The sequence below is a fragment of the Gracilibacillus salitolerans genome (genome assembly GCF_009650095.1).
In the GTDB taxonomy this organism is placed as follows: domain Bacteria; phylum Bacillota; class Bacilli; order Bacillales; family Amphibacillaceae; genus Gracilibacillus; species Gracilibacillus salitolerans.
Map to the genome: position 1 here is coordinate 2,032,357 of NZ_CP045915.1, position 26,246 is coordinate 2,058,602.

Genomic DNA, 26,246 nt, shown 5'->3' on the forward strand with positions numbered 1-26,246 from the left:
GTCAGAAAGGGAGGGATAACGGTGGCAAAACGATCTGTGAAAGAAAAAGTTGTGGATTTATTGAAGAAAGAAAAAGCATTGACCGTGTCCCAATTACTAAGCCATTTTTCTATTTCTGATATAGCTCTTAGAAGACACCTGAAAACGTTGGAACGAGAAGGAACATTAGAAGCTAAAACGGTTAAGCAAGAAATTGGTCGTCCTTTTTTACAATATTGTTTAACGGAAAAGGCACAGAAAAATTTCACACAACACTATGAACAATTGTCAGTAAGTATGCTGGATAGATTGGAAAAGCAATTTGGTAAAGACTTTGTGGAAGCTTTAATAACTGAATGGACAGAAGACCGTATGGAGTGCTATAAACAACAATTGTTACCATACAAAAACCTGCCGGACAAAATGGAGCAACTTTTAACCATTCAAAAACAAGAAGGATATATGTCTTCCTTAAAACAAATCGATCCTCAGCGCTTTCAACTAGAGCAATACCATTGTCCAATTTATTCTGTTGCATGTAACTATAAAGCAGCATGTCATACAGAAGAATTGGTTTTTCAAGAGTTATTACCAAATGCAAAAGTCAAAATGAATAGTTGTATTGCTGCGGGAGAGCAGTGTTGTAGCTTTTTAATAGAGGAGAAATAAGCCTTTTTTTCTTTTAACACCAGTTGTGATGTATCTCACAATGATTTTTAATACATTATGTTTTACTAAATATAGATAAATTCTCAAGAAACGGGGCGATTCATCATGCAACAGTCAGCCATAACAGATAAATTTGGTCGAGCGCTACAAGATTTGCGGATCTCTGTGACAGATCGTTGCAATTTTCGTTGTCGTTACTGTATGCCAAGAGAGATCTTCGGAAAGGATTTTGCTTTTTTACCAAAAGAACACTTATTAAGCTTTGAAGAAATCGAGCGATTAACAAAGGTATTTTTAAACTTAGGTGTTCGTAAAATCCGCTTAACCGGTGGGGAACCATTATTAAGGCGTGAAATTACTACTTTAATCGAGCGATTATCCAAATTGGAGGGCTTGCAAGATATTGGTCTAACGACGAATGCTGTTTTGCTTGGAAAGATGGCAGCGGATCTCAAAAAAGCTGGATTAAATCGTGTTAATGTTAGTCTAGATGCGATCGATGATGACACATTTATGAAGATAAACGACAGTAAAGTCCGTACTCAGCCTGTGATCGACAGTATTATTAAGGCGAAAGAAACGGGATTAGGTGTAAAAGTGAATATGGTAGTAAAAAAAGGGATGAATGACCATCAAGTGGTACCGATGGCTAAGTTCTTTAAAGAGCGTGGTGTAACTTTACGCTTTATTGAATTTATGGACGTTGGTCAGACGAACGGCTGGGACTTTCAACATGTAGTAACAAAAAAAGAGATGTATGATGAAATTTCAGAACAATTTGAATTAGAATCAATTGATCCCGCTTATTTCGGTGAGGTGGCAAAACGCTATCGCTATAAAGGGACAAATACAGAAGTAGGATTTATCACATCCGTATCGGAATCATTTTGTTCTTCTTGTACAAGAGCAAGAATTGCAGCAGATGGTCACTTTTTCACTTGTTTATTTGCAGGAGAAGGCTTGAACTTGAAAGATATATTACGTAGTGGAGCAACGGATGAAGAAGTAACAGATACGATTGTTTCGCGTTGGAAATATCGTGATGATCGTTATTCAGATGAACGAACAGAAGAAACTGCCAAAAACCGTAAGAAGATAGAAATGTCTTATATTGGTGGTTAAAGAGAGGATTGTATCAGATGTCAGTAATGAATAGATATCATCGGCAAATGCTCTTTCAAGGAATTGGTCAAGAAGGACAAGCCCAATTGCTATCGAAACAAGTTTTAATAATAGGCTGTGGTGCTCTTGGATCCTCATCAGCTGAGATGCTGACACGAGCAGGTGTAGGCGAGATTACTATCATCGATCGTGATTACGTGGAATGGACTAACCTTCAGCGCCAACATCTATTTACAGAAGAGGATGTTTATCAACAAACACCAAAAGCAATAGCTGCAGCCAGAAAACTAAAAAAAATCAATAGTGACATAAATATTCACCCTGTAGTGATAGATGCAACAGCAGAGAATCTCGCTAGCTATGTGCAACATGCAGATGTTGTGATTGATGCAACAGATAATTTTGATACACGCTTTTTAATCAATGACCTTGCACATAAATGTAGGAAACCATGGATTTTTGGCGCATGTGTAGGCAGTTCAGGTATGACATTTACGATAATACCAGGGCAGACGCCATGCCTTGATTGCTTATTAAAAGTTACACCTATGTTCGGTGCGACCTGTGATGCGGTTGGAGTGATAGGGCCTGCAGTGCAAATGGTAGTGACGCACCAGACAACAGAAGCGTTAAAACTGTTAATCGATGCGAAAGAAAAAATAAATAGTAAATTGATTATTTTTGATTTATGGAATAATCATTATCAGACAATCGATGTCAGTCGTGCGAAACGACCAAATTGCTCCAGTTGTGGTGAGGAACCAACTTATCCTAGTTTATCTTATCATGGCAGAACAAAGACTGAGGTTCTCTGTGGCAGAAATACAGTACAAATTCGTGGTAAACAATATTCACTGGAACTACTGGAGTCAAAGCTTGCTGATTATGGTGAAGTAAAAGTAAACCCGTTTTTAGTTTCAGTCGATATCGATGAAAAAAGGTTGGTATTTTTCCAAGATGGTCGAACCTTTGTCCACGGTACAAATTCGATAGAGGACGCTAAAAAGTTATATTATCAGATTGTTGGTTAGGAGCATGCTCTATGTTAAATGAACGTAATCCGATTCCGGTTTTAGAAGCAATTAAACGAGTTACAACGTATTATAAAAAAGGTGAAACGGAATACACGGCAATAACAAATGCGCATAATCGTGTATTAGCAGAAGATTTAATAGCGGATCATGATGTGCCGTTATTTGATCGGTCTCCTTATGATGGATATGCCCTACGTTCAGAGGATACAGCAGAAGTCATGGAGAAAACCCCAAAAATATTAGAGGTTGTCGGACATATTGGTGCCGGCAGTGTCTACCATAAAAAGATAGAAAACAGCCAAGCGGTTCGTATTATGACAGGTGCCCCGATTCCAGATGGTGCTGATGCCATTATAATGTTGGAAGATACTACCGCTTTTGAAGAAGACGGAAAATCGTTTGTATCGATTAAGAAAGCCCTTCAGCATCATCAAAATATTTCGTTTCAAGGAGAAGATGTTACTAAAGGGACAGCATTAGTGAAGAAAGGAACAGTGATAAACCCTGGAATCATTGCCTTACTTGCAACATTCGGTTATGCACAAGTACCTGTATCTAAAAAGCCTGTGATCGGTGTGATTGCAACAGGAAGTGAATTGGTGGAAGTAGATCAGCCGCTGGAACCAGGGAAGATACGTAATAGTAATGCCTATATGATGATAGGTCAATTACAAAGAGCAGGAGCAATACCAAAATATTATGGCTCTCTACCTGATAATTTAGCGGAAAGCCTTAAAAAGATTTCAAAAGTGATGCAGGAAGTTGATTTTTTAATTACAACTGGTGGTGTATCTGTAGGTGATTTTGATTTATTGCCAGAGATTTATCAAGAATTAGGTGCTGATGTTTTATTTAATAAAGTGGCGATGCGTCCTGGCAGTGTCACGACAGTTGCAACTATTAATGATACGTTACTATATGGGTTATCTGGTAACCCTTCGGCATGTTATGTCGGGTTTGAACTGTTTACAAGACCAATTATTGATTACTTTTTAGCAAAAGAAACCATAGGGATGCAGCAAGAACAAGCAACATTAGCAGTTGATTTTTTAAAAACAAATCCATTCGATCGTTTTATTCGAGGCCGTTACGAAATTAAAAATGGTCTGCTAGTTACAGAACCAGCAGGTAAAGACAAATCAAATATGGTGCATAGTTTAGCGAAGGCGAACTGTTTCATTCAATTACCTGGTGGCACAGAAGGTTATAAAAAAGGTGATCAAGTAACGATTCATTTGTTAGGAGAATGAGCATGAGAGACAACTTGTTTGAAATTGTAGAAGATCCTATTTCCGTCGAATCATTAATCGAAAAAGTAGAAGATCGTAATGCTGGTGCGATTACTACCTTTATCGGTACAGTTCGCGAAATCACGGGTGAAAAAAAGACGGTATATCTCGAGTATCAGGCATATAAACCGATGGCTGAAAAGATGCTTGCTCAAATCGGAGGGGAAATCAATCAAAAATGGCCTGATACAAAAGTGGCTATTACACACCGGATTGGTTCCCTTGATATCTCAGAAATTGCCGTGGTGATTGCCGTTTCCTCCCCGCACCGTAAACCGGCATATCAAGCGAATGAATATGCGATTGAACGAATTAAACAGATAGTTCCGATTTGGAAGAAGGAACAATGGGAAGATGGGGAAGGATGGATCGGTGACCAACAGGAAAATGTTCCATATCCCACAGGGAAACCAGATATAAAGGATGAAGACAATGATTGAAGTATTATTATTTGCTCAGTTACAAGAAGAAGCTGGTAAAGATAAAATCCTTTTAGATATAAAAGAAATAACTGTAAAGGAAATCAAACAAACATTGCAAACTCAATTCCATTTGAGTCAGATAGAAGAATCGATGGTTGCAGTTAATGAATCTTATGCATTAGAGGGTGACGTGATTCAACCAGGTGACATAGTGGCGATTATTCCGCCGGTTAGCGGTGGTTAAGATGTATGTTGTACAAGTGGTAGGTTATAAAAATAGTGGAAAGACAACTTTTATTTCACGATGGATTGAATACTTAATGAGTAAAGATTATCAAGTAGCTACCATTAAGCATCATGGTCATGGCGGTGAACCAGATCAAATACAAGAAACAGACAGTTATCAGCATTTTGAAAGTGGTGCAAAGTTGACAACGGTTATAGGGGAGAATCAGCTTTTAATTACTGCTGATAAAAATAAACTGCCATTAAAAACACTGTTGTTATTATATCAATCACTGGATATCGACATTGTGATTATGGAAGGATACAAGCAGATTCCTTTACCCAAAATTGTTATGCTGAAGAATGCAAAGGATCCACTATTAGAAGAAGTAGAAAATGTGAAGTATGTGTACAGGGAAAATGCTGAGCAATTATTTAATGAGGTGGAAACCAGCTGGGATGATTTCGAATTTGAAAAGATAAAAACCTTCCTTTAACACAAAGAAAGGTGAACGTTTAGTCTATATTACAAACTTCGATGGGACAGTTTTCACAACCTATTTCATCACGTAAAAATTGGATATCTTTGACGATAATATGTCCAGTTTTTTTCACGTCAACGATATCGAGTTTTCTAAGCTCACTGAGCATCCGGTTGACACTTTCCCTTGTCGTAGCGCAGAAATTTGCAAGTTGCTGGTTTGTTAAGGCCATTTCAATTAAAATACCTTCGTTTGTTTTGATTCCATAACTATTGGTTAAACGAATTAAAGTACTGTATAAAGCACCTTTTTTCCCATTTAAAAGCAGGTCGCGAATTTTTGATTGAAAAATGCGCATATGGTTGCTCACCCAACGCATAAATTCAAACGTTAATTTACCATTATCAATGAGGGACTCTTCTAATTGTTCTCGGTTAATGACTAATACTTCACCTGAGTTAATAACTCGAGCACTTAATAAATATTTAGGATCATCACTAAACAGTGTTAGCTCACCAATCATATCATTCGATTTACAGAGTCGTAACGTTAATTCTTTGCCGTCTGCTGTTAACTTTTCGACTTGAATTAATCCTGATTTTAAGATGAAAATTTCATGGGCGTCCATACCTTCTTGAAACAAAAACGTATCTTTTCTCGTTTTTTTTGTGTGACTGATTGATTCCAGCAATTGCCGTAATTCTTGAGAGATTTGATCTTGATGTTGTCGATGCCTTGCAGTTAATTGTTGAGCAGATTGCATGTTAGAGCCCTCCATTTACCAGATAATAGTAAGACGCATTTTTTGACTATAAATTATTGTCCAACTCCATGCCCAGAAACTAGGTGATTTTTCGACGTGCATTGTTTTTCAAACGGGCACTTGCGCTTTTCTTAACTATTTACTATCATTGTAGCATGATTACAAGTAAATAATTATAGAAAATAAAAACAATTTCGTGAAAGAATTTTGACTATTTTGTGAAGAAGTGAACGAGAGGTGTAGTTTCGGTGGAAATAATATCGGGTATCGTGTTAAATGGTGGTAAATCATCCAGGTTTAAAGAGGATAAAGCATTTGCTTCCTATAAGGGAAATTTATTTTACGAGAATGCATTGAAAGTAATGTTAGCTTGTGTTGATAACACTTATTTAGTGATGCGTGATAATCACTCTGTACCACAAGACTTCGAAAACATTAAAGTAAGAACTGACCTTGAACGATTTAAAGGACAGGGACCGTTAGCCGGGATTTATTCTGCAATGACTGACAGTACAGCTAGTTGGTATCTCGTCTTACCAGTCGATACACCATTAATGGAGCCACCTATTTTAAAGAAATTAATCAGCTATATAGATGATAACGTAGATGCTATTGTTCCTCGAGTAAATGGTAGAATGCAGCCGTTAATTGCCTTGTATAAACTAGGTACGATTCAAGTGATGGAACAACAATTATTAGCTAAAAAGAGGTCGATGCATCAATTGTTAGGCAGGTTAACTGTACGATATGTCGATTTTTCCGCTGAAGATGAGAAATATTTTATCAATGTTAACACGCAGGAAGAATATCAACGGTATTTAAGAGATTAAATGGAGTGAGCAAAATGTGGAATTTCAAAAGGTCACTATGGATAATAGGAGGTAGTCTCAGTCTTGTTATTGGATTGATTGGCATCATAGTCCCAATCTTGCCAACCACTCCATTAGTGCTATTAGCAGGTTTTTGTTATGGTAAATCATCTCCTCGCCTGCATAAGTGGCTTGTGACAAATAAATACTTTGGTCATTATTTAGCAGATTATAAGAGTGGAAAAGGTGTACCGATCCGGATAAAAGTTTTTGCTGTTTCCATTGTATGGATAAGTGTATTATTTACGCTTGTGGTTATACCGTTATTTCTCGTAAGGATCTTTATGCTGGGGATTGCTGTAGTGGTGACATTATTTATTTTTACCTCTCCTCTTTTAAAAGAAAAAAATAAATGTACAGAAATAATGCAACCTGATTGTGAAAGAACGTGAAAAAAGGTATACCTCCTTTCGATTATACATCGAAAAAGAGGTATACCTTTTTATTCATCGTCTATGGATTGTTCATTGGCTGCACTGTGTGCTAATCGTGATGATGCTGCGGCTGCGATTGCGCCTACGATATCATCTAAAAAGGTATGACAGCCTTGAGATTTATCGTTTAATTTCTCCAAGATACCTGGTTTTTGTTTGTCAATGTACCCGTAATTCGTGAACCCAATCGATCCATACACGTTGACTATCGACAATGCAATGACTTCATCAATACCGTACAAGCTCTCATCCGTGTCCAAGATTTCCTGAAGAGGGGACTCTAATTTATTTTCTTCCGCTAAAACATCAAGCTGAATACCGGTAATAACCGCATTTTGCACTTCACGCTTCCTTAGTACCCTGTCTACATTTTCATAGCAATGCTCTAAAGTTAATTCATCCTGATATTTATTTTGTAAAAAATAGACTAATTCCGCTATATCATCTAATTTCACACCTCGTTCTGTTAACCATTGTCTAGCTTTTTGTTCTAGTTCAGTTTGTTTTCGTTCCTTTGCCATTTGATCACATCCTATATTCATCATTTTCATTTCATGGTATACATATAGTTTAATATATAAACATTAAAGGGGGAAAATATATTGCATCCTATATTCTTACACTACCCAATTCAGGTGCCTACTAAACAAGTCTCTGACAAACCATACTTAACATTTGCGGATCAATCCTATTATTATTTTATTATTCCTACTTCAATAACAGAAAGGGTTGCCCTTGAATTATATACGATTGCTACTCATTATCATCAACAAGGATGGACGAATGTTACATGTCCGATACCAAATGTACACAATCAATTTCTTACGTCAATTGGTAAAGAGAAATATTTGTTGTGTTATGCGATATACGCAGAAGATAAACGGGAAGAAGCCATTAAGCTATCCAGTTTTCATCAAACAGGTTTTGGCTATCCATATCAGCCAAGTGCGATGAACAGCTATGGGAAATGGAAAGAGCTATGGATTTCTAAGATAGATCAGTATGAGGCACTATATAAGCAATTATATCAACAACGGCCTGCATCTCCCTTTATTCGAGGATTTGTTAACATGTTTCCCTATATTATTGGATTAGCAGAAAATGCAATTCAATACATGCATATTGTTGAACAAGAATCCCAATTTAACGAAAGTGACCAGCCATCGATTACTTTTGGACGATATAAAAGTGATATGAATGATGTATTTATTTGGAGTGATCGATTTGTGTATGATCACCCAGTACGTGATATTGCAGAGAAATTGCGACAGTACATGCTAACACCGAATGGGTTGTCTTCTCAGGAATGTCAACAACTTTTACAAGGTTATATATCCAATATGTCTATATCAGCATTTGGATGGAAACTATTATATGCACGATTGATTTTTCCTATTCATTTATTAGATTTCATGGATCAATTTCGCCAAACATCCAATCATTATTCTGATATAGAAGAATTGGTCGAAAATCAATCGGTATATGAAGAAAATTTACGAACATTTTTTTATCAGATAGGCATTGATGAAAGAGAAATAAATAGTATACAATTAGATTGGCTATTAGATGTGTAGAAGATAATCTATCGATGCATCTCCATTTGGGAAGATGGGGTGCATTTTTTTTAATTTTTAGACAATTGTGTCTTGATAAAGATAGCATTCACATGTATAATGTCCACTATATATAAACAAATGTACACGTATCGCAAACAAAGGGAGGACGTCTATATGAATCAAGTTAACGTTGGTTTATGTGGCCTGGGTACAGTTGGAACAGGAGTTGTCAAACTGTTACAAAGCCACGCTGATGAAATAAAATATAAAGTCGGTAGTGAAATTCAAATAAAAAAAATTTTGGTCAATGATATCAAAAAGAAACGTGATGTTGTAATCCAACCAGAATGGTTAACGGATAACCCAGAAGAATTAGTAAGTAACCCGGAACTCGATATTATTATTGAAGTGATGGGTGGAATAGAGGATACCAATCTTTTATTAGAAAAAGCAATCCGAAATAAAAAACATATTGTCACAGCTAATAAAGATTTAATGGCTGTTCATGGACAGAAATTATTACGATTAGCAAAAGAAAATAATTGTGATATTTTATATGATGCCAGTGTAGCCGGAGGTATACCGATTATCCGTTCCCTAACGGAGGGACTGGCATCTGACCGCATTCAAAAAATTATGGGAATTGTTAATGGGACGACCAACTATATTCTAACTAAAATGACGGACGAGGAATTAGCATTTGAACCAGTTTTAAAAGAGGCGCAAGAGTTAGGATTTGCCGAGGCAGATCCTACGTCTGATGTTGATGGATTAGACGCAGCGCGAAAAATGACATTGCTTGCGAATCTGGCATTTAAAATGGAAATTGGGTTGGATGATGTGGAAGTTACAGGAATTCGAACAATTTCCCAAGAAGACATTACTTTTGCGACAAGTTTAGGGTATACTATTAAATTGATAGGGATTGCATCGATCCATAATGGAAAAGTAGAAGTAAGCGTTGAGCCAACCCTTTTACCAAAAGATCATCCATTGGCATTAGTAAAAAATGAATTTAATGCCGTATATGTCTATGGTGAGGCAGTAGGGGAAACGATGTTCTACGGACCAGGGGCAGGAAGCATGCCAACTGCAACAGCCGTTGTCTCAGATTTAATGGATGTAGTGAAAAATATCCGTCTTGGTATTACAGGAAATGAATACATTATCCCGCAATATGAGAAACAATTAAAAGAAAATGATGAAAAGTATATGCAATATTTCATTCGTATGGAAGTAGATGATGAAGCTGGCACATTCCAAAACATAACTAATGTGTTTACGAATGAAAAAGTAAGCTTCCAAAAGATCTTGCAATTACCTTCTGATAACGAGAAGATGGCGGAAATTGTAATGGTTACACACAAAATCAGTAAACAGCAATTATTGAACAGTAGAGAAAATCTAAAAGGATTAGACGTTGTTAATGAAATAATCAGTTGTTATCGCGTCGATGGGGAGGATTAATTGTTATGGCATGGCAGGGACTGTTGAAAGAGTATCAAGAATTATTACCAATTACTAAAAAAACTCCAATGCTAACTTTATATGAAGGGAATACTCCATTATATAAATTAGAAAAATTATCCGAAAAATATGGGATAAATGCATATGCTAAATTTGATGGTTTAAATCCAACAGGTTCATTCAAAGACCGTGGTATGGTTATGGCTATGGCAAAAGCTGTAGAAGAGGGTGCGAAAGCAGTTATCTGTGCTTCAACAGGTAATACATCAGCTTCTGCGGCTGCCTTTGCTGCCAGAGCAGGGTTAAAATGTATTGTAGTTATTCCAGATGGGAAAATTGCACAAGGTAAACTGGCACAAGCAGTTATGTATGGCGCTGAAATTTACGCTATTGATGGTAATTTTGATGATGCATTGCGCTATGTACGTAAATTAGCAGAATCAGGTGAAGTTGCTTTAGTGAACTCTGTTAATCCTTACCGTATCGAAGGTCAAAAAACAGCAGCATTTGAAGTTTGTGATGAACTAGGTAAAGCACCTGATTACTTATTTATCCCTGTAGGTAACGCAGGAAACATCACGGCATACTGGAAAGGATTTAAAGAATATAATGAAAAGAAACAAACAGGTTTACCGAAAATGATGGGATTTGAAGCAAGTGGTGCGGCAGCGATTGTACATGATCGTGTATTCGAAAATCCGGAAACAGTAGGTACAGCTATTCGTATCGGTAATCCTGCAAGCTGGCAAGGTGCGGTAAACGCTCGTGATGAATCCAATGGTCAAATCGATGAAATTACAGACGAAGAAATGATCGAAGCATATCAATGGATTGCCCAAAATGAAGGAGTATTTGCTGAACCAGCATCTTGTGCATCTATAGCAGGTTTATTGAAAAAATTAAAAGAAGGAAAAGTAGAAGAAGGGTCGACAGTTGTTACAGTATTAACTGGTAATGGCTTAAAAGACCCAGATACAGCAATTAATTATAGTGATGTAAAACCAACCGTATTGCCAAATGAAGAAGAAGTAATCATCAATAAAATTTTAGGTAGTGTCAGGGCATGAGTTGGTCCATTAAAGTACCATCGAGTACTTCCAATTTAGGTGCGGGTTTTGACTCGATCGGTTTAGCGCTGAACTTATATTTAGACTTACAAGTAACAGAAGCAGATCAATGGGAGTTTGTAGCTGGTTCAGAATGTTTGGAAGGAATTCCAACTGGTAAAGACAATTTAGTATATGAGATTGCAGAACAGGTTGCAGAAAAATTTGGGCTAGCTGGTCAATTGCCTGCTTGCCGTGTTGACATGAAGAGCGAGATCCCGCTTGCCAGAGGATTAGGGAGTAGTGCAACAGCTATTATTGCAGGTATTGAATTAGCTAATATGTTATTGGACTTGAAATTATCTGATGATGATAAACTTCAAATTGCGACAGATATTGAAGGGCATCCGGACAATGTAGCGCCATCTCTTTTAGGTGGATGTGTGATCGGTCATTACGATGGCAAAGTGTCATACACGCAAATTCCGGTGAAAGGTGTTACTTTTGTAGCCATGATTCCAAGTTTTGAATTAAAAACAAAGGATGCTCGTGCCGTATTACCGAATCAATTTACATTTAAAGAAAGTGTGCAGGCCAGTAGTGTAGCGAATGTAAGTGTGGCAGCTATTTGCAAAGGCGATTGGGAAACATTAGGTGAAATGATGGAAAAAGATCATTTCCACCAGCCATATCGAAAAGCACTTATTCCACATTATGATGAGCTTTATTACTATCTAAATGAAGATGCTTATGGTGTCTTTCTAAGTGGAGCGGGACCAACGATGATTGCAGTTGTCGATGATAAAAAAGTATTTTCGTTGGTCAAACAATGGAAAGCAGACTACCCAGATTATCAATTGCTCCCACTACAAGTAGAAAATTATGGATCAACCGTCGAAAAAATTCGTGAAGAAATTAAATAACAGTGCAAATTACTTTTTCTATCAGGTAGTTAAAAAGATAAACCCTCAGTAAAATCGGGTTTATCTTTTTTAAATTTAACAATTTCCGTCATCTGAATTGTATCTAGAAAAAAGCCGAGATAAACGACAAATCTTCAAAGAGCAAGCAAAGATTTGTTGAATAAATCGGGATAAACGACAAATCTTCAAGGCGAGAGCAAAGATTTGTTGAATAAATTGAGATAAACGACAAATCTTCAAGGCGAGAGCAAAGATTTGTTGAATAAATTGAGATAAACAACAAATCTTATAGGATTTAGCAAAGCTTTGTTCTATAAACCAATTTTATGAACCATATACCTTCTTATAAAAGTATAAAAGAAAAGCACATTAAAAAAGGGAAACGTTTCTCATCGAAGAGTCGTTTCCCTTTTGCATTTTGTTATTAAAATACTTGTTCAATTTCTGTGACGCCAGGTACTTCTGCCATTAATGCACGCTCGATACCTGCTTTGAGAGTAATTGTGGAGCTTGGGCAGTTACCACAAGCGCCCATCAAACGTAAGCGAACGATCCCATCTTCAACGTCGACTAATTCCACATCGCCACCATCACGTAATAAAAATGGACGTAATTTATTTAATACTTCTTGTACTTGAGCTGATTGTTCTTCCATGAATGGAAACTCTCCTTTCCTCACCACTACTCTATTATAAAGGTTGTTGAATTAAAAATCTATGTTATTTGTCATACGAATGATAAACATTTTCAATATTATTTTATCTTTTATTCATTTATTTGTAAATAAAAGTGTGTTAAAAATATATTAGGTAGATGAACCTTAAGATATACTGAGGTGTGATATAATGATGATAAGAATAAGAGTTGGCTTTTGTGTAAAAAACTTGGCAAAAGGCACTGAGCAAGTTCGTCAAAAATTATTAAAAGATCCAGATATGGATGTAGCAGAATATGGGTGTACAAGTTATTGTGGCATTTGCCGAAGGTATCATGTAGCAATAGTGAATGGCAAACCGATAAAAGCAGATACACCAGATGAACTATTAGATAATATTAATGATTATATCGATAATGAATTAATCGATCAGTTATAATGAAGGGGAAATAAAGAGATGAAAATACCTTTTACTAAAATGCATGGATTGGGAAATAGTTATATTTTTATCAATGTATTTGATTTTCCAATAGAAGAAAAAATTCTGGCGGATTTGGCAAAAGCTGTTGCTGATAAAGATACTGGAATCGGCTCAGATGGTATGATTTTGATCCATCCTACCGAAAGTGCAGATGTTGGCATGCGTATTTTTAATAAAGATGGCTCAGAAGGAAAGAACTGTGGTAACGGCTTACGTTGTGTGGCAAAGTTTGCTTTTGAACATCAGTTAGTAGACTCAAAACAGTTTACAATCGAAACAAAAGCAGGAAATGTCAGTGCAGAAATACATGGAGATCAGATACAAGTAAATGAAGTAACGGTGGATATGGGCGTGCCTATATTAAAACGTTCGGAGATCCCTATGCTTGGTGAGGATCTGGATCAGGTAGTAGCTGAACCGTTTGAAGTCCAAGGTGATAATCTTGAGGTTACCACTATATCGATGGGAAATCCTCATGCTGTTTTCTTCGTGGATGATATTAATAAAGCACCTCTAACGACATTAGGACCAGTCATTGAAAAAGATCAACGTTTTCCGGAAAGTGTCAATGTAGAATTTATTGAACAAGTGAATGACCAAGAAATTCATTTTCGGGTATGGGAACGCGGATCAGGTGTAACACAGGCATGTGGTACAGGAGCATGTGCTTCTGTTGTGGCATCCGTTTTGAATGGTAAATTAGAAAAAGGAAAAGAAATTACTGTTCATTTAGCGGGTGGAGATTTATATATTACATGGGCAGAGGATGGTCGTGTCTGGATGCGTGGAAAAGCAGAAACAACCATTGAAGGAACATTTTTTATGGATTAATTATCAAGCAGAAATATTGAATTACAATGGTTGAGTTTGTATACTTGGTCATACAATAAGTATTAAAAATACTTAGAAAAAGGAGTTTTTTTTCTATGGTTATTAATATTACCGATAATGCAAAGCATCAAATAGAAGAAATGATGAAAGAAGAGGACGCAGAAACTGTACGTCTTCGTTTTGGTGTCAAAGGTGGCGGATGTAGTGGTCTTTCTTATTCACTTGGATTTGATTATGATGTGAATGAAGAATTAGATCATACTGAAGAGTCAAACGGTATTCCGTTAACGATCAAGAAGTTTGATATTGATGTGATCGAAGGAACAACCGTCGATTTCAAACAAAACATGATGGGTGGGGGATTCACGATTGATAATCCGAATGCCGTTGTATCATGTGGCTGTGGTTCTTCCTTTAAAGCGAAGGAAAGAGAAGGAACACCAGAAAATTGCTAAATTAAAAAAGCATCGGGCTTATTTGAACTGACCCAGTAAAACGGGACAAGAAAAAACACCTATGCTACCATAGTCCTGAATTCAACAGGACTGTGGCAGTTTAGTTTTGTAAACGGTCGTATATAGTTGTAATAATACATGTAAGATTCCACTTTTTCTAGTACAATAGAGTTTGTAAGGTGCACTCTATTTTGAGTGTTGAATTCTTCCGACTTTAGCGAGGAGTGGAAGGATTCGATTACGGCATTATCAAAGCAGTTTCCTTTTCGGGACATGCTTGTGGTAATGCCTTTTTCTTTAGCCAGCTCTTGAAAGTCGTAAGAGGTGTATTGAGCTCCTTGATCACTGTGTAAGATAACTTCATACGTCTCTCTGCCTTTACATGCAGCTTCTAGTGTATCTAAAACAAGCTTAACCTCTTGTGTGTCACTAACTTTATAGGCTATGATTTCGTTATTATATAAGTCCATAATGGTTGATAAATAAAGCATTTTCTCTCCATATGGTAAGTAAGTAATATCAGTAACCCACTTTTGATTAGGGCGATCAGCCTTGAAATCCTGTTTAAGAAGGTTTGGGACGACAAACTTGCTTTCCCCAGCAATATAAACCCTTCTTTTCACTTTGACTTGACACTGAAGGTTATATTTTTGCATGATCTTTTGTACGGTCTTTCGATTTACTTTTATCTTATGGTCATTTTGGAGAATCCCTCTTACGTTTCGATGTCCTACTCTAAATGAAAGGCTTTGACAAATATCTATAACCAACTGATGTAGAAGAGGCAATTCAGCTGAAACTCTCTTTTTCCAGCGATAATAAGTTGACTTTGGAATCTCGAAACATTCACAAATAGTAGTAATTGTGTATTGTTCTTTATAAGCTTCTACAACTTCGACGAATACTTCTGGAACCACTTCCTTTCGATTTCTTGGTACTTTCCCGACAATTCATCTCGCATTTCATAATACTTCACTTTTTTTCTTAACTGACTTATTTCACTATCATCATCAGGTCCTTTACCGAATGCATATTGTTTTCCAATTGGTTGAGCTAACCTGTGCTCCTCGCCATTCCTATACCATCTCATCCAAGTATTGATTTGTGTCTTATTTTTAATACCAAACTTCTCCATAATCTCTTTATTCGTTAGTTCCCCAGATAGTTTTAAGCGTATTACTTCTCTTTTGATTTCTTCAGGATAAACCACCTTCTTCCCCATAACAAAAAACACCTCCAAATGTCGATAAATAATTTATACGACTCTGGGGGTGTTTTTTCCTGTCTCATATTATTGGGTCACTCTATATTTGCTCGATGCTTTTTTATGTCCAGCTCTAAGAATAAGAAAATAGGGACTTTCCATTTTTATCACGGTGCTAATCGGACAAAAACCCCAACTGATAGAAGTCTCACCATATATTTTAAAACATACTTGTTGAATGCTTCGGTTGAATTCTTGCTTTTGGATCCATATACGCTTTAGCATTGTTAACTGCAGTTGGTCCTTCGCCAAACCCAGCAGCAATCAAGTTAACTTTACCAGGGTACGTACAAATATCACCAGCAGCATAAATGCCAGGGACATTGGTTTCCATTTTTGAATTGACTACAATACTGTTCTTGTCAATTTCCAATCCCCAATTTTTAATGGGTCCTAAAGAAGAAATAAACCCGTAATTAACTAGAACATGATCTACATCTAACACGACTTCATTGTCACCTTTCACTTCTTTTAATCGGACTTGATCAATCTGATCTTGTCCAATCAGACTTTCTGGTACGTAAGGTGTTAAAATATTCACATTAGAATTCATTAAGTTCTCGACACTTGCCTCATGTGCACGGAAATTATCACGTCGGTGGACTAATGTTACTTCTTTTGCAATTGGTTCTAACATTAAAGCCCAGTCTACGGCAGAATCACCACCGCCAAATAATACGACACGTTGATCACGGAATTTATCCATATTATCAACGAAATAGTGAAGGTTTTTATCTTCAAACTGTTCTGCATTATTTATAGTTAATTTTCGTGGTTGAAAAGCACCATTTCCTCCAGTTATAATGATAACTTTGGAGTAATGTTCCTCTGTGGGTGTTGTAATTCTGAGTGTCTCATCATCTAAACGCTCTACACGTTCAACGGATTGATTTAAGACTATTTCGGGTTTAAATAAATCCGTTTGTTCTTTCAAGTTATCGACGAGTTCTTGTGCACGAACCTTTGGAAAGCCAGCAATATCATAAATATATTTTTCTGGATATAATGCGCTGAGCTGCCCACCGATTTGAGGTAAACTCTCGATGATTTTCACAGAAGATTGTCTTAAGCCACCATAAAAAGCTGTAAATAATCCAACGGGGCCAGCCCCGATAATGGTTATATCATAAACTTCCTTTGACATATTAGATTCCCCCTCATGCTTACATCAATGCCTTATATTTTAACATAATAGTATCTATCATGTCATTTTTATATACCTGTACGGAAACATTTGTAAAATCCGCCAAATAAATAAAGAAAGGTTAAAAAAATTCACAAAATTAAAATCAAGGGTTGAAAAATGTCGTAAAAAGGTCTAACATATACTATGGACTAATTATTAAGACATATGTATTATTACGTGATAGTACGTGAAATACATCACGAATAATTACAAAAAAAATACTTAAATGGATGTGAGAAAGATGAAGAGACCGAAAATTGTCGTTTTGGGAGCTGGCTATGGGGGGTTAACGACAGTAGCCAAGCTACAAAAAAAGTTAGGTGTTAATGACGCACACATTACGCTTGTAAACAAGAATGATTACCACTATGAATCAACGTGGTTACATGAAGCTGCAGCAGGTACATTACATCACGACCGTAGCCGTGTCAAAATATCTGACCTTATTAACTCAGCGAAGGTAAATTTTGTGCAAGATACGGTAACAGCAATTAAACCTGATGAGAAAAAAGTTGAATTACAAGATGGTGAAGTACTGGAGTATGACTATCTAGTAGTTGCTTTAGGTTTTGAAGCTGCTACATTTGGAATTCCTGGTTTATTAGAAAATGCACTTACAATTGGAAGTATTAATAAAGCGCGTCAGATCCGTGAACACATTGATTATCAATTTGCTATGTATAATAATGAAGCAGAACCTAAGGAAGAACGATTAAATATTGTTGTTGGCGGTGGCGGCTTCACCGGAATTGAATTTGTAGGCGAATTAGCAAACCGTATTCCGGAACTGTGTAAAGAATATGACATTGATCGCAGTAAAGTACGTGTTATAGTAGTTGAGGCAATGGACACGATCATGCCAGGATTTGATCCAGAGTTGATCGAATATGCAATGAACTCATTGGAAGCACGTGGAGTGGAATTTAAGCTTGGTGCATTCTTAAAAGAAGTACGTGTTGATGGGATCACTGTAGAACAAAATGGTGAAAAAGAAGATATTCCAACTATGACTACAGTTTGGGCTGCTGGTGTACGAGCTAACCACTTAGTGGAAGAATCTACATTAGAAGATAATCGTGGTAAAGTGGAAGTAACACCAGAACTACGTGCGCCAACTCATGAAGATGTATTTGTAGTTGGTGATTGTGCTCTAGTTTGGAATAAAGAAATTGATCGTCCATATCCACCAACTGCTCAAATTGCTATGCAAGAAGCAGAAGTTTGTGCACATAATTTAATCGCTCTTGTAAAAGGTGGCGAGTTAGAACCGTTTGAATTTATTAACCGAGGAACTGTATGTTCACTTGGTGATAAAGATGCAATGGGATCTATTTTTGGCGGCAAGAAGATCTTCGGTTGGACTGCCTCTTTCATGAAAAAAGTCATCGATAACCGTGCACTATTCAAAATCGGCGGTGTTGGATTAGTATTGAAAAAAGGTAAATTTAACATCTTTTAATATCACAAACAAAAGCAGAGGGCTTATCCTCTGCTTTTTAAATGCTAGTAGCATCATAGTGGAAGCTCAGAATATAGCATTCCCCTAGGGCAAGTATATATATGTATACACTATGATGGTAAAATGCAACAAGTAGGTGGAAGAGGCATTATATTTATTACAAATAAATGAACTTTATTGCACAAGTTTACTTAGCAGTATAAAATAAGAAGAGTTCTTGATTTTGATATGATCGAAGAGGAGTATTCGAATGATTCAACTTTTTATCTCTGTTCTTTTATTTTTTGTTTTATTTTTTGGAATTAGCTTTATTCTTAACATGATCTTACGTCAAACATGGTTAATGGCATTTGTTTTTCCGATTATTGTTATGTTTATTGTTGATACTTTTCCTTTTTCTACATATTTCACTGATCCTGGATATGCATTCACTACACTCTGGAATGAATTGATCACATTAAGTGTGCAAGATGCGATTATTTTGTCATCTGGATTTATCGGCACAATCGTTGCCGGAATAGTGATTAAGTTTCTTAGAAAAAATGGCTATCAAATGTTCTAATACGAAGCAAATGTATATTTCTTGTTGTTAGTGGAAAAGATTACACCTAGAGAGGTGTGATCTTTTATGTTTTTATGGAAAATTTCAAAAACTCTATTGATGATTACTCTACTGTCGGGGGCCCTGATGTCTAGTTTCACTATGGTATCTAATGTAACAGCACAAGAAGTATTTAGTAGCTTAGCAGATGAATCAAATGATTCACTTGATATAGGTTATCAGCAAGATCGAGAAATTGTAGCCAAAAAGAAGTTTGTCAAGCATCGTAATAATCGTGTTACCTATATTTCAAGTGAAGAAATAACTGGGCCATCCACTCTAGAAGAAACGTTAGATTTAGATCAATATGAGAAACATAATGTCGTAGCAACAGGTTATACAGCAGGAGTGGAATCTACTGGAAAAACACCAGACCATCCTGCTTATGGAGTGACATATTCTGGGGTAAAAGTTACCCGAGATTTGTATTCCACCATTGCCGCAGATTTAAATGTTTTTCCTATTGGTACAATATTATATATTCCTGATTATGGATATGGTATTGTAGCTGATAAGGGTGGAGCAATCAAAGGAAATAAAATAGACTTATACTACCCGACAGTGAACGATGTGTACGAAAAATGGGGGAAAAAAGCAGTAGATGTATATGTGATTGAATATGGAACTGGACAATTAACGGAAGAAGTATTGGTTTCTTTAAATAATACAGAATCATTGCAAGTATTCCGACATCAGTATAAAGCAGAATAATAAAATGAAGGAGTGGGCCAAGTAATCAGCTCACTCCTTTTGTTTCGATTAATAGTTATAATAACAACTGTTGTAAAAAGACGAAACTAAGCGCAATAATAGTTATTGCCTTTCTTTTTGTTTGACTATGTATCAAAAGAAGTATTATAAAAACAGCCGTTTGGGCTGGCGTCGAGTGTTAACACCGAAATTAAAACAGAGAATACAGTAAGAATGCCAAAAAGACTCCAGTTAATCCACCGAAGAACACTTCAATCGGCTGATGCCCGAGAAGTTCTTTTAACTCTTTTTGTTTCTCATATTCCCCTTTTTTAGACCATCCCTTTGCCTCGGAGACAAAATGGTGGAAATCTTTCACTAGCATGTTTAACAAAATGGCTTGTTCACCAGCTTGTCTGCGAATACCAGTTGCATCAAACATAATAATAATGGCTAGCACACAAGATACAGCAAATAGACCTGATGAGACACCGTGTTCAATCCCAATTCCAGTAGTAACAGCTGTAACGGCAGCAGAATGACTACTCGGCATCCCGCCTGTACTAAATGTTAAGCCAGGTTTAAATTCCTTTGTAGCGATAAAATGTAAGGGAACTTTAATGATTTGGGCAAAAGTAATCGCAATCAAAGCTGCCCAAAGTGGGAAATTTTCGAAAAGCTCCAATTAGAACATCCTCTCTGTCTCTTAGGTGGATATCTCGGTATCCAATGATGTAATGATAAATGAGTAGTATACGACTTTTTATATGTATCTACCGACCATTTTCTTTACCATTATAGCATAGCTTATACCTCTTTAGTATTGATTACCCATCAATTTACACGGTTTTAATAAAAAGACGAGAACGAACGTGCGATCTCATCTTTTTGTGCTTATTTAATTGCAGCATCCAGTGATACTTCAATCATGTCGTTAAATGTTGTTTGACGTTCCTCTGCAGTTGTTTCTTCTCCTGTAATAATATGATCGGAAACAGTTAGAACGGACAACGCATTACGGTTGAATTTAGCTGCTAATGTATATAATGCAGTTGACTCCATTTCAATAGCTAACACATTATATTGATCAAGCAATTCTAACAATTCCTTCATATTATCACGGTAAAAGCTATCGCTGGTAAATACATTCCCGACTCTTAGAGAAAGTCCTTTATCTATACCTGTGTCATATGCTTTTTTCAGTAAATCGAAATTAGCTGTCGGTGCGTAATCAATACCACCAAATACCATTCTGTTCATTTGTGAATCTGTTGAAGATGTACTTGCAAGAATTACATCTCCTACCTTTACATCTTTTTGAATTGCTCCACAAGTTCCGACGCGTATTAAATTTTGCACATCATAGCTTTGAATTAATTCGTTCACATAGATTGAAATAGATGGTACGCCCATCCCGGTACCTTGTACAGAGATGTCTTTCCCTTTATACGTGCCTGTAAAACCATACATCCCACGAACTTCATTATAACAGGTTACGTTTTCTAAGAAATTTTTTGCTATATATTTAGCGCGTAATGGATCTCCAGGAAGTAAGATCGTATCTGCGATTTCACCTTTTTTTGCTCCAATATGTACACTCATGTATAAGCCCTCCTTTTAGGCAAGATGTTATAATTAGAAAATATCATAATGAAAATCGAAATACAAATGGAACCCTTTCGACATGAAATGGTATCCTTTTCATGGATTATGGAATTTTTTCTTTTTTTAGTTTCTTAATTAGCTTTTATCGTATATAATAGTTTTAGTTAGTCATTTCACAAGTTTGGGCAATTAGTTGACTCTTGAAAGATGAACGAGTGATGAGGAGGAGTTATGGTTATGAAAGAACAATCTTTTACTATTCAAAGTGACACGGGTATTCACGCACGACCAGCAACTTTATTAGTAAATAAAGCTGGGCAATATGAATCACATGTGGAATTACATTATAATGGTAAGACAGTAAATTTAAAATCCATCATGGGTGTTATGTCACTAGGTGTACCTAAAGGAGCAGAAATTCGTATTACCGTTGATGGTAATGATGAAGATCAAGCTCTAGAAGGAATTGCAGAAACCATTGAAGAACATTTAGGAAAATAAAGTAAAAAAAGCTAGTTATTAATACTAGCTTTTTTTTATGTTATAATAAGATCTTAATTAGTAATTCTTATAAAAGGGAAGTGATGCATGATGATGGAATTTCTTTATTTCCCAGAAGATAAATCGTTATATATTCCAGCTGTCATTAGTTTGCTGGTATTTGTCATTGGTGCTGTTTTAGCGATGTATTTTATTAAGAAAGCATCCCAAAAAGAAGAAGAGAAATGGAAAAAAAAATACGACGATTTAAAAGATTGATTAAGTTTACTTCTCGTTGTCCATAATAGCTAATGGATAAGTGAAGAGGAGTAGATGTTATGAAAAGGTATGTACTTTGTTTCTTTTTAGTTATGCTCATGTTCTTTGCTAGCTGTCAGGCGGAGGATCGCTCTCCGTTAGAAGTCCGTTTGTATAATCCGGATAATGATGCTGTGGGAACTGCTACGTTTAAAGAACAGGAAGATTTGGTAACTGTTCAAATTAAGGTGGAAGGTTTGGAACAAGGGTTGCATGGCGTACATATTCATGAATATGCTAAATGTGAAGGACCAGATTTTCAATCTGCCGGCAATCATTTTAATCCAGAAGGAAATGAACATGGACTCATGCATCCGGAGGGTGCTCATCTAGGTGATATGCCAAATTTAGAAATAGAGGCAGACGGAACGGCAGATGTAGAACTTGAGCTTCCAGGGGCAACATTAATGGACGGAGATAAATCCTTATTAAGAGAAGATGGAACCTCGATCATTATTCATGGAGGGCAGGATGATGGTGTTTCCCAACCTGCAGGTGATGCAGGTGACCGCGTTGTTTGTGGTGCCATATCTTTAGATGAAGCAACAGATGATGACAAGCCAACTGATCCAACTGAATCTAATAAAAAAGAAGAGGAGTAAGCCTTCATTCGCTTACTCCTTTTTTACGTTTTCTAACGCATTAATAATTCGGGTAGTACCTTCTTTTACTATATCTAATGGACATGCAATATTCATCCGCATAAAACCTATACCTTCTTCTCCAAATGAGGCCCCATCATTTAATCCAACTTTGGCTTCTTTTTGTAAAAATTCTTTAAGTTCATCTTGTGAAAGGCCGAGTTTACGGAAATCAAGCCATATTAAATAGGTACCTTCTGGATGGAATACGTTCACTTTGGGATGATTAGCGAATGCGTTATCCACGTAATCGATATTTGTATGTAATTGGTCGAGTAATTGATCAAGCCATTCTCGCCCATTATTATAGGCTGCATCTAAAGCGGTAATTCCCATTGTATTTAAAATATGCATTCCTTGTTTATGAAAGGTCTTTTCCAATGCGTCTCTTTTCTCCTTATCTGGTACTATCCAATAGGAAACTTGTAGCCCTGCCAAGTTAAATGTTTTTGTAGGTGACATACAAGTAATAATCTGATCTGCCATGTCCTCGTCTATTTTAGCGATTGGTATGTGCTTGTGTTGTTGATACACAAGGTCTGCATGGATTTCGTCCGCAAAAATCATCACATGATATTTTTTACAAAGTGCTACAATTTTCTCTAATTCTGCTTTGGTCCACACACGGCCAACCGGATTATGTGGGTTACAGAGAATAAATGCTTTAACTCCTTGTTGTAATTTAGATTCAAAATCATCGAAATCAATCTCATATTTGTTTTCTTGAACAATCAGTTGATTTGTCACTAATTCACGGTCGTGTCTTTTTACGATATCGTAAAAAGGAGGGTATACAGGTGTCTGAATCAGAACTTTATCCCCTATGTCTGTGAAGGTTTGGATAGCCATATATAAGGTAGCGATCACACCTGGGCTGTATTGGATAGAGGTATTTTTCACTTTCCAATCATGTTTGTATTCCAACCAATCAGTAATTGTGTCTTGAAGTGCATTATCGGTAAAGGTGTAGCCAAATACACCGTGTTTTGCACGTTCTGTTAACGCATCTTTTACAGCTGGTGGAACTTCAAAGTCCATATCTGCTACCCACATGGGTAAGACATCTTCCGATCCGTATAGCGCTTTGACTAGATCCCATTTGACGGCCCTCGTGTTTCGTCTCTCAATTTGTTTATCAAAAGAAAATGTCATATCTTTTTGCACTCCCTTAATAACGTTTCTTGTTTTTTCTATTTAATCATACCGCCCGCTCGAAGAAAAGTCTAATACTCGACTTATTGGGAAAGTGGGACACTACTTCTGTTCCACTGACTAACAATCTTGGCGATCTGGTGAGGATTTTCTTCCGAGAGAAGATGGCCTGCTTGGTCTAGGGTTGTTAGTGTTGCTTTTGGCAGGTATTTAATGAGTTCATATCCGATTTCGTAAGGGATAATTTCATCATTTTTTCCCCAGATAATATGGGCTGGGGTGTTAATAGTTGAGAGTGCTTGTTCAGATAAATCGCCTTGGTGATCGTTTAATATTTTTATAATACATGGATATATTTTTTTGTCGAGAAACGGTTTTTTATAGTGTTCCAACATTTCATCCGTGATGATGTTATCGTGATAAATGGAGTGTCTGAGCATTTCATAAACTCCTTTTCGCTTTAACAATCTTCTTGCAATAAAAGGAGATAATGGATTGTGGCAGATTGCTCTGGCCAACAATGGTGAATGTCTCATAAAGCTACATGGTGCTATTAAATATAAAAGGTCAATATGATTAGGGTGTTTGTAAGCAAATCTCAAGGAAATTTGACCACCCATTGAATGACCGAGAAAAATGGCTTTGTCGATGGAGTGGTCGTCCATTATAAATTTGATGGCATCTACTATGTGATCATAGGAAAATAAACAAGTGTTGGATTTTTCACTTTCTCCAAATGGCGGAATGTCAATAGAAATAATTTGGAAGTCTTTTTGTAATAATGGAATTAACTTTCGAAAGCAGTATGTTGAAGCTAAAAAACCATGTAGCATGATAATAGTAGGTTTAAGCGAATTCTTGTGAAAAGTAAAGCTGATAATATGTCCTTTATATGGGATTGTACTTTTCATATGATGTAACCTCACTTAAGGTATGATAGTAAAAACGAACAAAACCGCCCCAGTCCTAGCCTGGATTATTTAATTCGACTGGGGGGGAAATATTTGCTTTGGATTTCCTGTCACTTTGTCCGAATAGTTACTCTAAGCTATGGAAATTCGACAAACTATAGGGTAGGATTAATGCGCCACGTCCTAGGCCAACGTCGACACTTGGTCGCCCTGCTCTGATACATGTGCTGAACGAATGTGAGCGAGGAAGTTGAAGCCGTGGCTTAACTGCATAGTAGATATTACACTTGTGTCCTTGGTTGACAAGGAGTATTTTTCCGCAGCGGCGAGCTTACACTAAATTCTATAGAATTGGAAGGAAGTACACCCCTAAGGATTTCACTTCGTTAATCTATGTTGTGCATAAGTTTATATTTTCATTAATAAAAAAATAAGCAAAGCGACGGATCGCTTTGCTATCCAGGGGGAATACGAGAAAGTCTTACATAATTATAAATTGCCCATTTTTATATTTTTTAAACCTTTATTTTGATAAATTTTAAATTTATATTTCTTCGGTAGTCTTTAATTAGGATGAGTTCAGCTTTCTTTTGCTATTTTTATCTTAAGTATGCTAACATTACTTAATGTTTAAAGAGTAATTAATCGGTAAGAAAATGTTTTAGAGGAGTTGGAAGTATGTCAGATAAATTTCAAATAGGAGATGTGGTTGAAGGAGTAATCACAGGGGTTCAACCTTATGGTGCATTCGTCTCTATCGATGAGGAAGTACAAGGTTTAGTTCATATATCTGAAGTTACAAACGGTTTTGTCAAAGATATTAACGATCATGTTAAAGAGGGAGACAAAGTAACCGTTAAAATAATTGAAGTTGATGAAAGTGAAAACAAATATGCATTATCAATCCGTGCGCTGCAGCCCGAAAGACAAGCAGATCGCAATACAAATCCAATTTCAGAAAAAGAAGGAGAACACGGATTTAACACTCTGAAGGACAAGCTTAAAGAATGGATTAAACAATCTGAGTAATAAAACAAACCAACAACATCTCAGGGTTGTTGGTTTGTTTTATCACGGTGCTAATCGTCCTTAAAACTTCCACTTCAAGGTTAAATCGAAGAAGCTAAGTGAGGAGATCAGGTGAGTTAACACCCTGATCAGTTTTGCTTACCATCAGTAGGGGATAAAAATCCTGATATAGAAGTCTCGCTTTATATTTAATTTTTGGCTATTCATG

General features: G+C 36.5%; 32 protein-coding genes. 23 read left to right on the top strand and 9 right to left on the bottom strand.

The genetic code is table 11. The features are described from left to right. Positions 1 to 21 precede the first annotated feature (21 nt). The 7 genes from GI584_RS09380 (at position 22) to mobB (ending at position 5,237) form a co-directional block, all read left to right on the top strand. On the top strand, positions 22 to 648 hold the full coding sequence (locus tag GI584_RS09380; RefSeq protein ID WP_194842174.1) for a helix-turn-helix transcriptional regulator: 627 nt from the start codon (positions 22 to 24) through the stop codon (positions 646 to 648). A gap of 105 nt (positions 649 to 753) precedes the next feature. Next, complete coding sequence (gene moaA / locus GI584_RS09385) at positions 754 to 1,770, top strand: GTP 3',8-cyclase MoaA (RefSeq protein ID WP_153791073.1); 1,017 nt, start codon at positions 754 to 756, stop codon at positions 1,768 to 1,770. A 17-nt stretch (positions 1,771 to 1,787) separates the two neighbouring features. Further along, positions 1,788 to 2,801: a ThiF family adenylyltransferase gene (locus tag GI584_RS09390; RefSeq protein ID WP_153791074.1), complete on the top strand. Its 1,014-nt coding sequence runs from the start codon at positions 1,788 to 1,790 to the stop codon at positions 2,799 to 2,801. Positions 2,802 to 2,812: 11 nt separating this feature from the next. Beyond that, complete coding sequence (locus GI584_RS09395; RefSeq protein ID WP_153791075.1) at positions 2,813 to 4,054, top strand: molybdopterin molybdotransferase MoeA; 1,242 nt, start codon at positions 2,813 to 2,815, stop codon at positions 4,052 to 4,054. A gap of 2 nt (positions 4,055 to 4,056) precedes the next feature. Then, positions 4,057 to 4,533 carry a molybdenum cofactor biosynthesis protein MoaE gene (locus GI584_RS09400; RefSeq protein WP_153791076.1) on the top strand — a complete coding sequence of 159 codons (477 nt, stop codon included), beginning with the start codon at positions 4,057 to 4,059 and terminating at the stop codon, positions 4,531 to 4,533. After that, positions 4,526 to 4,759: a molybdopterin converting factor subunit 1 gene (gene moaD / locus GI584_RS09405; RefSeq protein ID WP_100360924.1), complete on the top strand. Its 234-nt coding sequence runs from the start codon at positions 4,526 to 4,528 to the stop codon at positions 4,757 to 4,759. The genes GI584_RS09400 and moaD overlap by 8 nt, the downstream gene beginning before the upstream one ends. Before the next feature lies 1 nt (position 4,760). Next, positions 4,761 to 5,237, top strand: a complete 477-nt coding sequence (mobB, locus tag GI584_RS09410) for a molybdopterin-guanine dinucleotide biosynthesis protein B (RefSeq protein WP_100360923.1) — start codon at positions 4,761 to 4,763, stop codon at positions 5,235 to 5,237. 19 nt (positions 5,238 to 5,256) lie between these two features. On the opposite strand, the gene GI584_RS09415 is transcribed toward mobB, so the two are convergent. After that, a complete protein-coding gene (locus GI584_RS09415; protein WP_100360922.1) occupies positions 5,257 to 5,985 on the bottom strand; it encodes a Crp/Fnr family transcriptional regulator in 729 nt (242 codons plus the stop codon). Between the two features lie 248 nt (positions 5,986 to 6,233). On the opposite strand from GI584_RS09415, the gene mobA reads away from it, so the two are divergent. Beyond that, on the top strand, positions 6,234 to 6,815 hold the full coding sequence (gene mobA / locus GI584_RS09420) for a molybdenum cofactor guanylyltransferase (RefSeq protein ID WP_153791078.1): 582 nt from the start codon (positions 6,234 to 6,236) through the stop codon (positions 6,813 to 6,815). A gap of 14 nt (positions 6,816 to 6,829) precedes the next feature. Next, on the top strand, positions 6,830 to 7,246 hold the full coding sequence (locus GI584_RS09425; protein ID WP_153791079.1) for a YbaN family protein: 417 nt from the start codon (positions 6,830 to 6,832) through the stop codon (positions 7,244 to 7,246). Between the two features lie 50 nt (positions 7,247 to 7,296). Here GI584_RS09425 and GI584_RS09430 read toward each other — a convergent pair whose 3' ends face one another. Beyond that, positions 7,297 to 7,809: a phosphatidylglycerophosphatase A family protein gene (locus GI584_RS09430; RefSeq protein ID WP_100360919.1), complete on the bottom strand. Its 513-nt coding sequence runs from the start codon at positions 7,807 to 7,809 to the stop codon at positions 7,297 to 7,299. Positions 7,810 to 7,890: 81 nt separating this feature from the next. Between GI584_RS09430 and GI584_RS09435 the strand changes: the two genes are divergently transcribed. The 4 genes from GI584_RS09435 to thrB all read left to right on the top strand — a co-directional run bounded on the left by GI584_RS09435 (position 7,891) and on the right by thrB (position 12,280). Continuing rightward, positions 7,891 to 8,862 (top strand): protein kinase family protein, encoded by a 972-nt coding sequence (locus GI584_RS09435; protein WP_100360918.1) that lies wholly within the window; start codon positions 7,891 to 7,893, stop codon positions 8,860 to 8,862. 156 nt (positions 8,863 to 9,018) lie between these two features. Then, positions 9,019 to 10,311 carry a homoserine dehydrogenase gene (locus tag GI584_RS09440; protein ID WP_100360917.1) on the top strand — a complete coding sequence of 431 codons (1,293 nt, stop codon included), beginning with the start codon at positions 9,019 to 9,021 and terminating at the stop codon, positions 10,309 to 10,311. 5 nt (positions 10,312 to 10,316) lie between these two features. Then, positions 10,317 to 11,378: a threonine synthase gene (gene thrC / locus GI584_RS09445; RefSeq protein ID WP_153791080.1), complete on the top strand. Its 1,062-nt coding sequence runs from the start codon at positions 10,317 to 10,319 to the stop codon at positions 11,376 to 11,378. Then, a complete protein-coding gene (thrB, locus tag GI584_RS09450; protein ID WP_100360915.1) occupies positions 11,375 to 12,280 on the top strand; it encodes a homoserine kinase in 906 nt (301 codons plus the stop codon). The genes thrC and thrB overlap by 4 nt, the downstream gene beginning before the upstream one ends. A 424-nt stretch (positions 12,281 to 12,704) precedes the next feature. Here the strand turns inward: thrB and GI584_RS09455 are convergent, their stop codons facing one another. Next, positions 12,705 to 12,935 (bottom strand): NifU family protein, encoded by a 231-nt coding sequence (locus GI584_RS09455; RefSeq protein ID WP_018930821.1) that lies wholly within the window; start codon positions 12,933 to 12,935, stop codon positions 12,705 to 12,707. Between the two features lie 190 nt (positions 12,936 to 13,125). On the opposite strand from GI584_RS09455, the gene GI584_RS09460 reads away from it, so the two are divergent. The 3 genes from GI584_RS09460 to GI584_RS09470 all read left to right on the top strand — a co-directional run bounded on the left by GI584_RS09460 (position 13,126) and on the right by GI584_RS09470 (position 14,702). After that, positions 13,126 to 13,374 (top strand): DUF1450 domain-containing protein, encoded by a 249-nt coding sequence (locus GI584_RS09460; RefSeq protein ID WP_407647401.1) that lies wholly within the window; start codon positions 13,126 to 13,128, stop codon positions 13,372 to 13,374. An 18-nt stretch (positions 13,375 to 13,392) separates the two neighbouring features. Continuing rightward, positions 13,393 to 14,247, top strand: coding sequence for a diaminopimelate epimerase (dapF, locus tag GI584_RS09465; protein WP_100360913.1), 855 nt, complete (start codon positions 13,393 to 13,395; stop codon positions 14,245 to 14,247). Positions 14,248 to 14,342: 95 nt separating this feature from the next. Beyond that, positions 14,343 to 14,702 carry a HesB/IscA family protein gene (locus GI584_RS09470; protein ID WP_100360912.1) on the top strand — a complete coding sequence of 120 codons (360 nt, stop codon included), beginning with the start codon at positions 14,343 to 14,345 and terminating at the stop codon, positions 14,700 to 14,702. A gap of 59 nt (positions 14,703 to 14,761) precedes the next feature. Here GI584_RS09470 and GI584_RS09475 read toward each other — a convergent pair. Both GI584_RS09475 and GI584_RS09480 read right to left on the bottom strand, forming a co-directional pair. Beyond that, positions 14,762 to 15,924, bottom strand: a protein-coding gene (locus GI584_RS09475) for an IS3 family transposase (RefSeq protein ID WP_153791082.1) whose coding sequence is annotated in 2 segments (ribosomal slippage) — positions 14,762 to 15,648 and positions 15,648 to 15,924 — 1,164 coding nt in all. Because the reading frame shifts where the segments join, the coding sequence is not laid out codon by codon here. A gap of 202 nt (positions 15,925 to 16,126) precedes the next feature. Further along, positions 16,127 to 17,110: an NAD(P)/FAD-dependent oxidoreductase gene (locus GI584_RS09480; protein ID WP_153791083.1), complete on the bottom strand. Its 984-nt coding sequence runs from the start codon at positions 17,108 to 17,110 to the stop codon at positions 16,127 to 16,129. 283 nt (positions 17,111 to 17,393) lie between these two features. Here GI584_RS09480 and GI584_RS09485 point away from each other — a divergent pair, with 283 nt between their 5' ends. From GI584_RS09485 to GI584_RS09495, 3 genes are all read left to right on the top strand, one after another. Continuing rightward, positions 17,394 to 18,611, top strand: coding sequence for an NAD(P)/FAD-dependent oxidoreductase (locus GI584_RS09485; RefSeq protein ID WP_100360910.1), 1,218 nt, complete (start codon positions 17,394 to 17,396; stop codon positions 18,609 to 18,611). A 250-nt stretch (positions 18,612 to 18,861) separates the two neighbouring features. Then, entirely contained in the window at positions 18,862 to 19,173 is a 312-nt protein-coding gene (locus GI584_RS09490) for a YuiB family protein (protein WP_100360909.1), read from the top strand. Between the two features lie 66 nt (positions 19,174 to 19,239). Further along, on the top strand, positions 19,240 to 19,923 hold the full coding sequence (locus GI584_RS09495; protein ID WP_153791084.1) for a 3D domain-containing protein: 684 nt from the start codon (positions 19,240 to 19,242) through the stop codon (positions 19,921 to 19,923). A gap of 190 nt (positions 19,924 to 20,113) precedes the next feature. Here the strand turns inward: GI584_RS09495 and GI584_RS09500 are convergent, their stop codons facing one another. Continuing rightward, a complete protein-coding gene (locus GI584_RS09500) occupies positions 20,114 to 20,587 on the bottom strand; it encodes a divergent PAP2 family protein (RefSeq protein WP_100360907.1) in 474 nt (157 codons plus the stop codon). Between the two features lie 209 nt (positions 20,588 to 20,796). Continuing rightward, complete coding sequence (deoD, locus tag GI584_RS09505) at positions 20,797 to 21,504, bottom strand: purine-nucleoside phosphorylase (protein WP_153791085.1); 708 nt, start codon at positions 21,502 to 21,504, stop codon at positions 20,797 to 20,799. Between the two features lie 240 nt (positions 21,505 to 21,744). Here deoD and GI584_RS09510 point away from each other — a divergent pair, with 240 nt between their 5' ends. The 3 genes from GI584_RS09510 to GI584_RS09520 all read left to right on the top strand — a co-directional run bounded on the left by GI584_RS09510 (position 21,745) and on the right by GI584_RS09520 (position 22,907). After that, positions 21,745 to 22,008, top strand: coding sequence for a phosphocarrier protein HPr (locus tag GI584_RS09510; protein ID WP_058306856.1), 264 nt, complete (start codon positions 21,745 to 21,747; stop codon positions 22,006 to 22,008). Positions 22,009 to 22,095: 87 nt separating this feature from the next. After that, entirely contained in the window at positions 22,096 to 22,266 is a 171-nt protein-coding gene (locus GI584_RS09515) for a hypothetical protein (protein WP_153791086.1), read from the top strand. Positions 22,267 to 22,325: 59 nt separating this feature from the next. Beyond that, on the top strand, positions 22,326 to 22,907 hold the full coding sequence (locus GI584_RS09520; protein ID WP_153791087.1) for a superoxide dismutase family protein: 582 nt from the start codon (positions 22,326 to 22,328) through the stop codon (positions 22,905 to 22,907). A gap of 12 nt (positions 22,908 to 22,919) precedes the next feature. Here GI584_RS09520 and GI584_RS09525 read toward each other — a convergent pair whose 3' ends face one another. Both GI584_RS09525 and GI584_RS09530 read right to left on the bottom strand, forming a co-directional pair. Next, on the bottom strand, positions 22,920 to 24,098 hold the full coding sequence (locus GI584_RS09525) for a MalY/PatB family protein (RefSeq protein WP_153791088.1): 1,179 nt from the start codon (positions 24,096 to 24,098) through the stop codon (positions 22,920 to 22,922). An 83-nt stretch (positions 24,099 to 24,181) separates the two neighbouring features. Continuing rightward, positions 24,182 to 25,009 (bottom strand): alpha/beta fold hydrolase, encoded by an 828-nt coding sequence (locus GI584_RS09530; RefSeq protein ID WP_153791089.1) that lies wholly within the window; start codon positions 25,007 to 25,009, stop codon positions 24,182 to 24,184. Between the two features lie 678 nt (positions 25,010 to 25,687). Here GI584_RS09530 and yugI point away from each other — a divergent pair. Further along, on the top strand, positions 25,688 to 26,038 hold the full coding sequence (yugI, locus tag GI584_RS09535) for a S1 domain-containing post-transcriptional regulator GSP13 (RefSeq protein WP_153791090.1): 351 nt from the start codon (positions 25,688 to 25,690) through the stop codon (positions 26,036 to 26,038). Positions 26,039 to 26,246 lie beyond the last annotated feature (208 nt).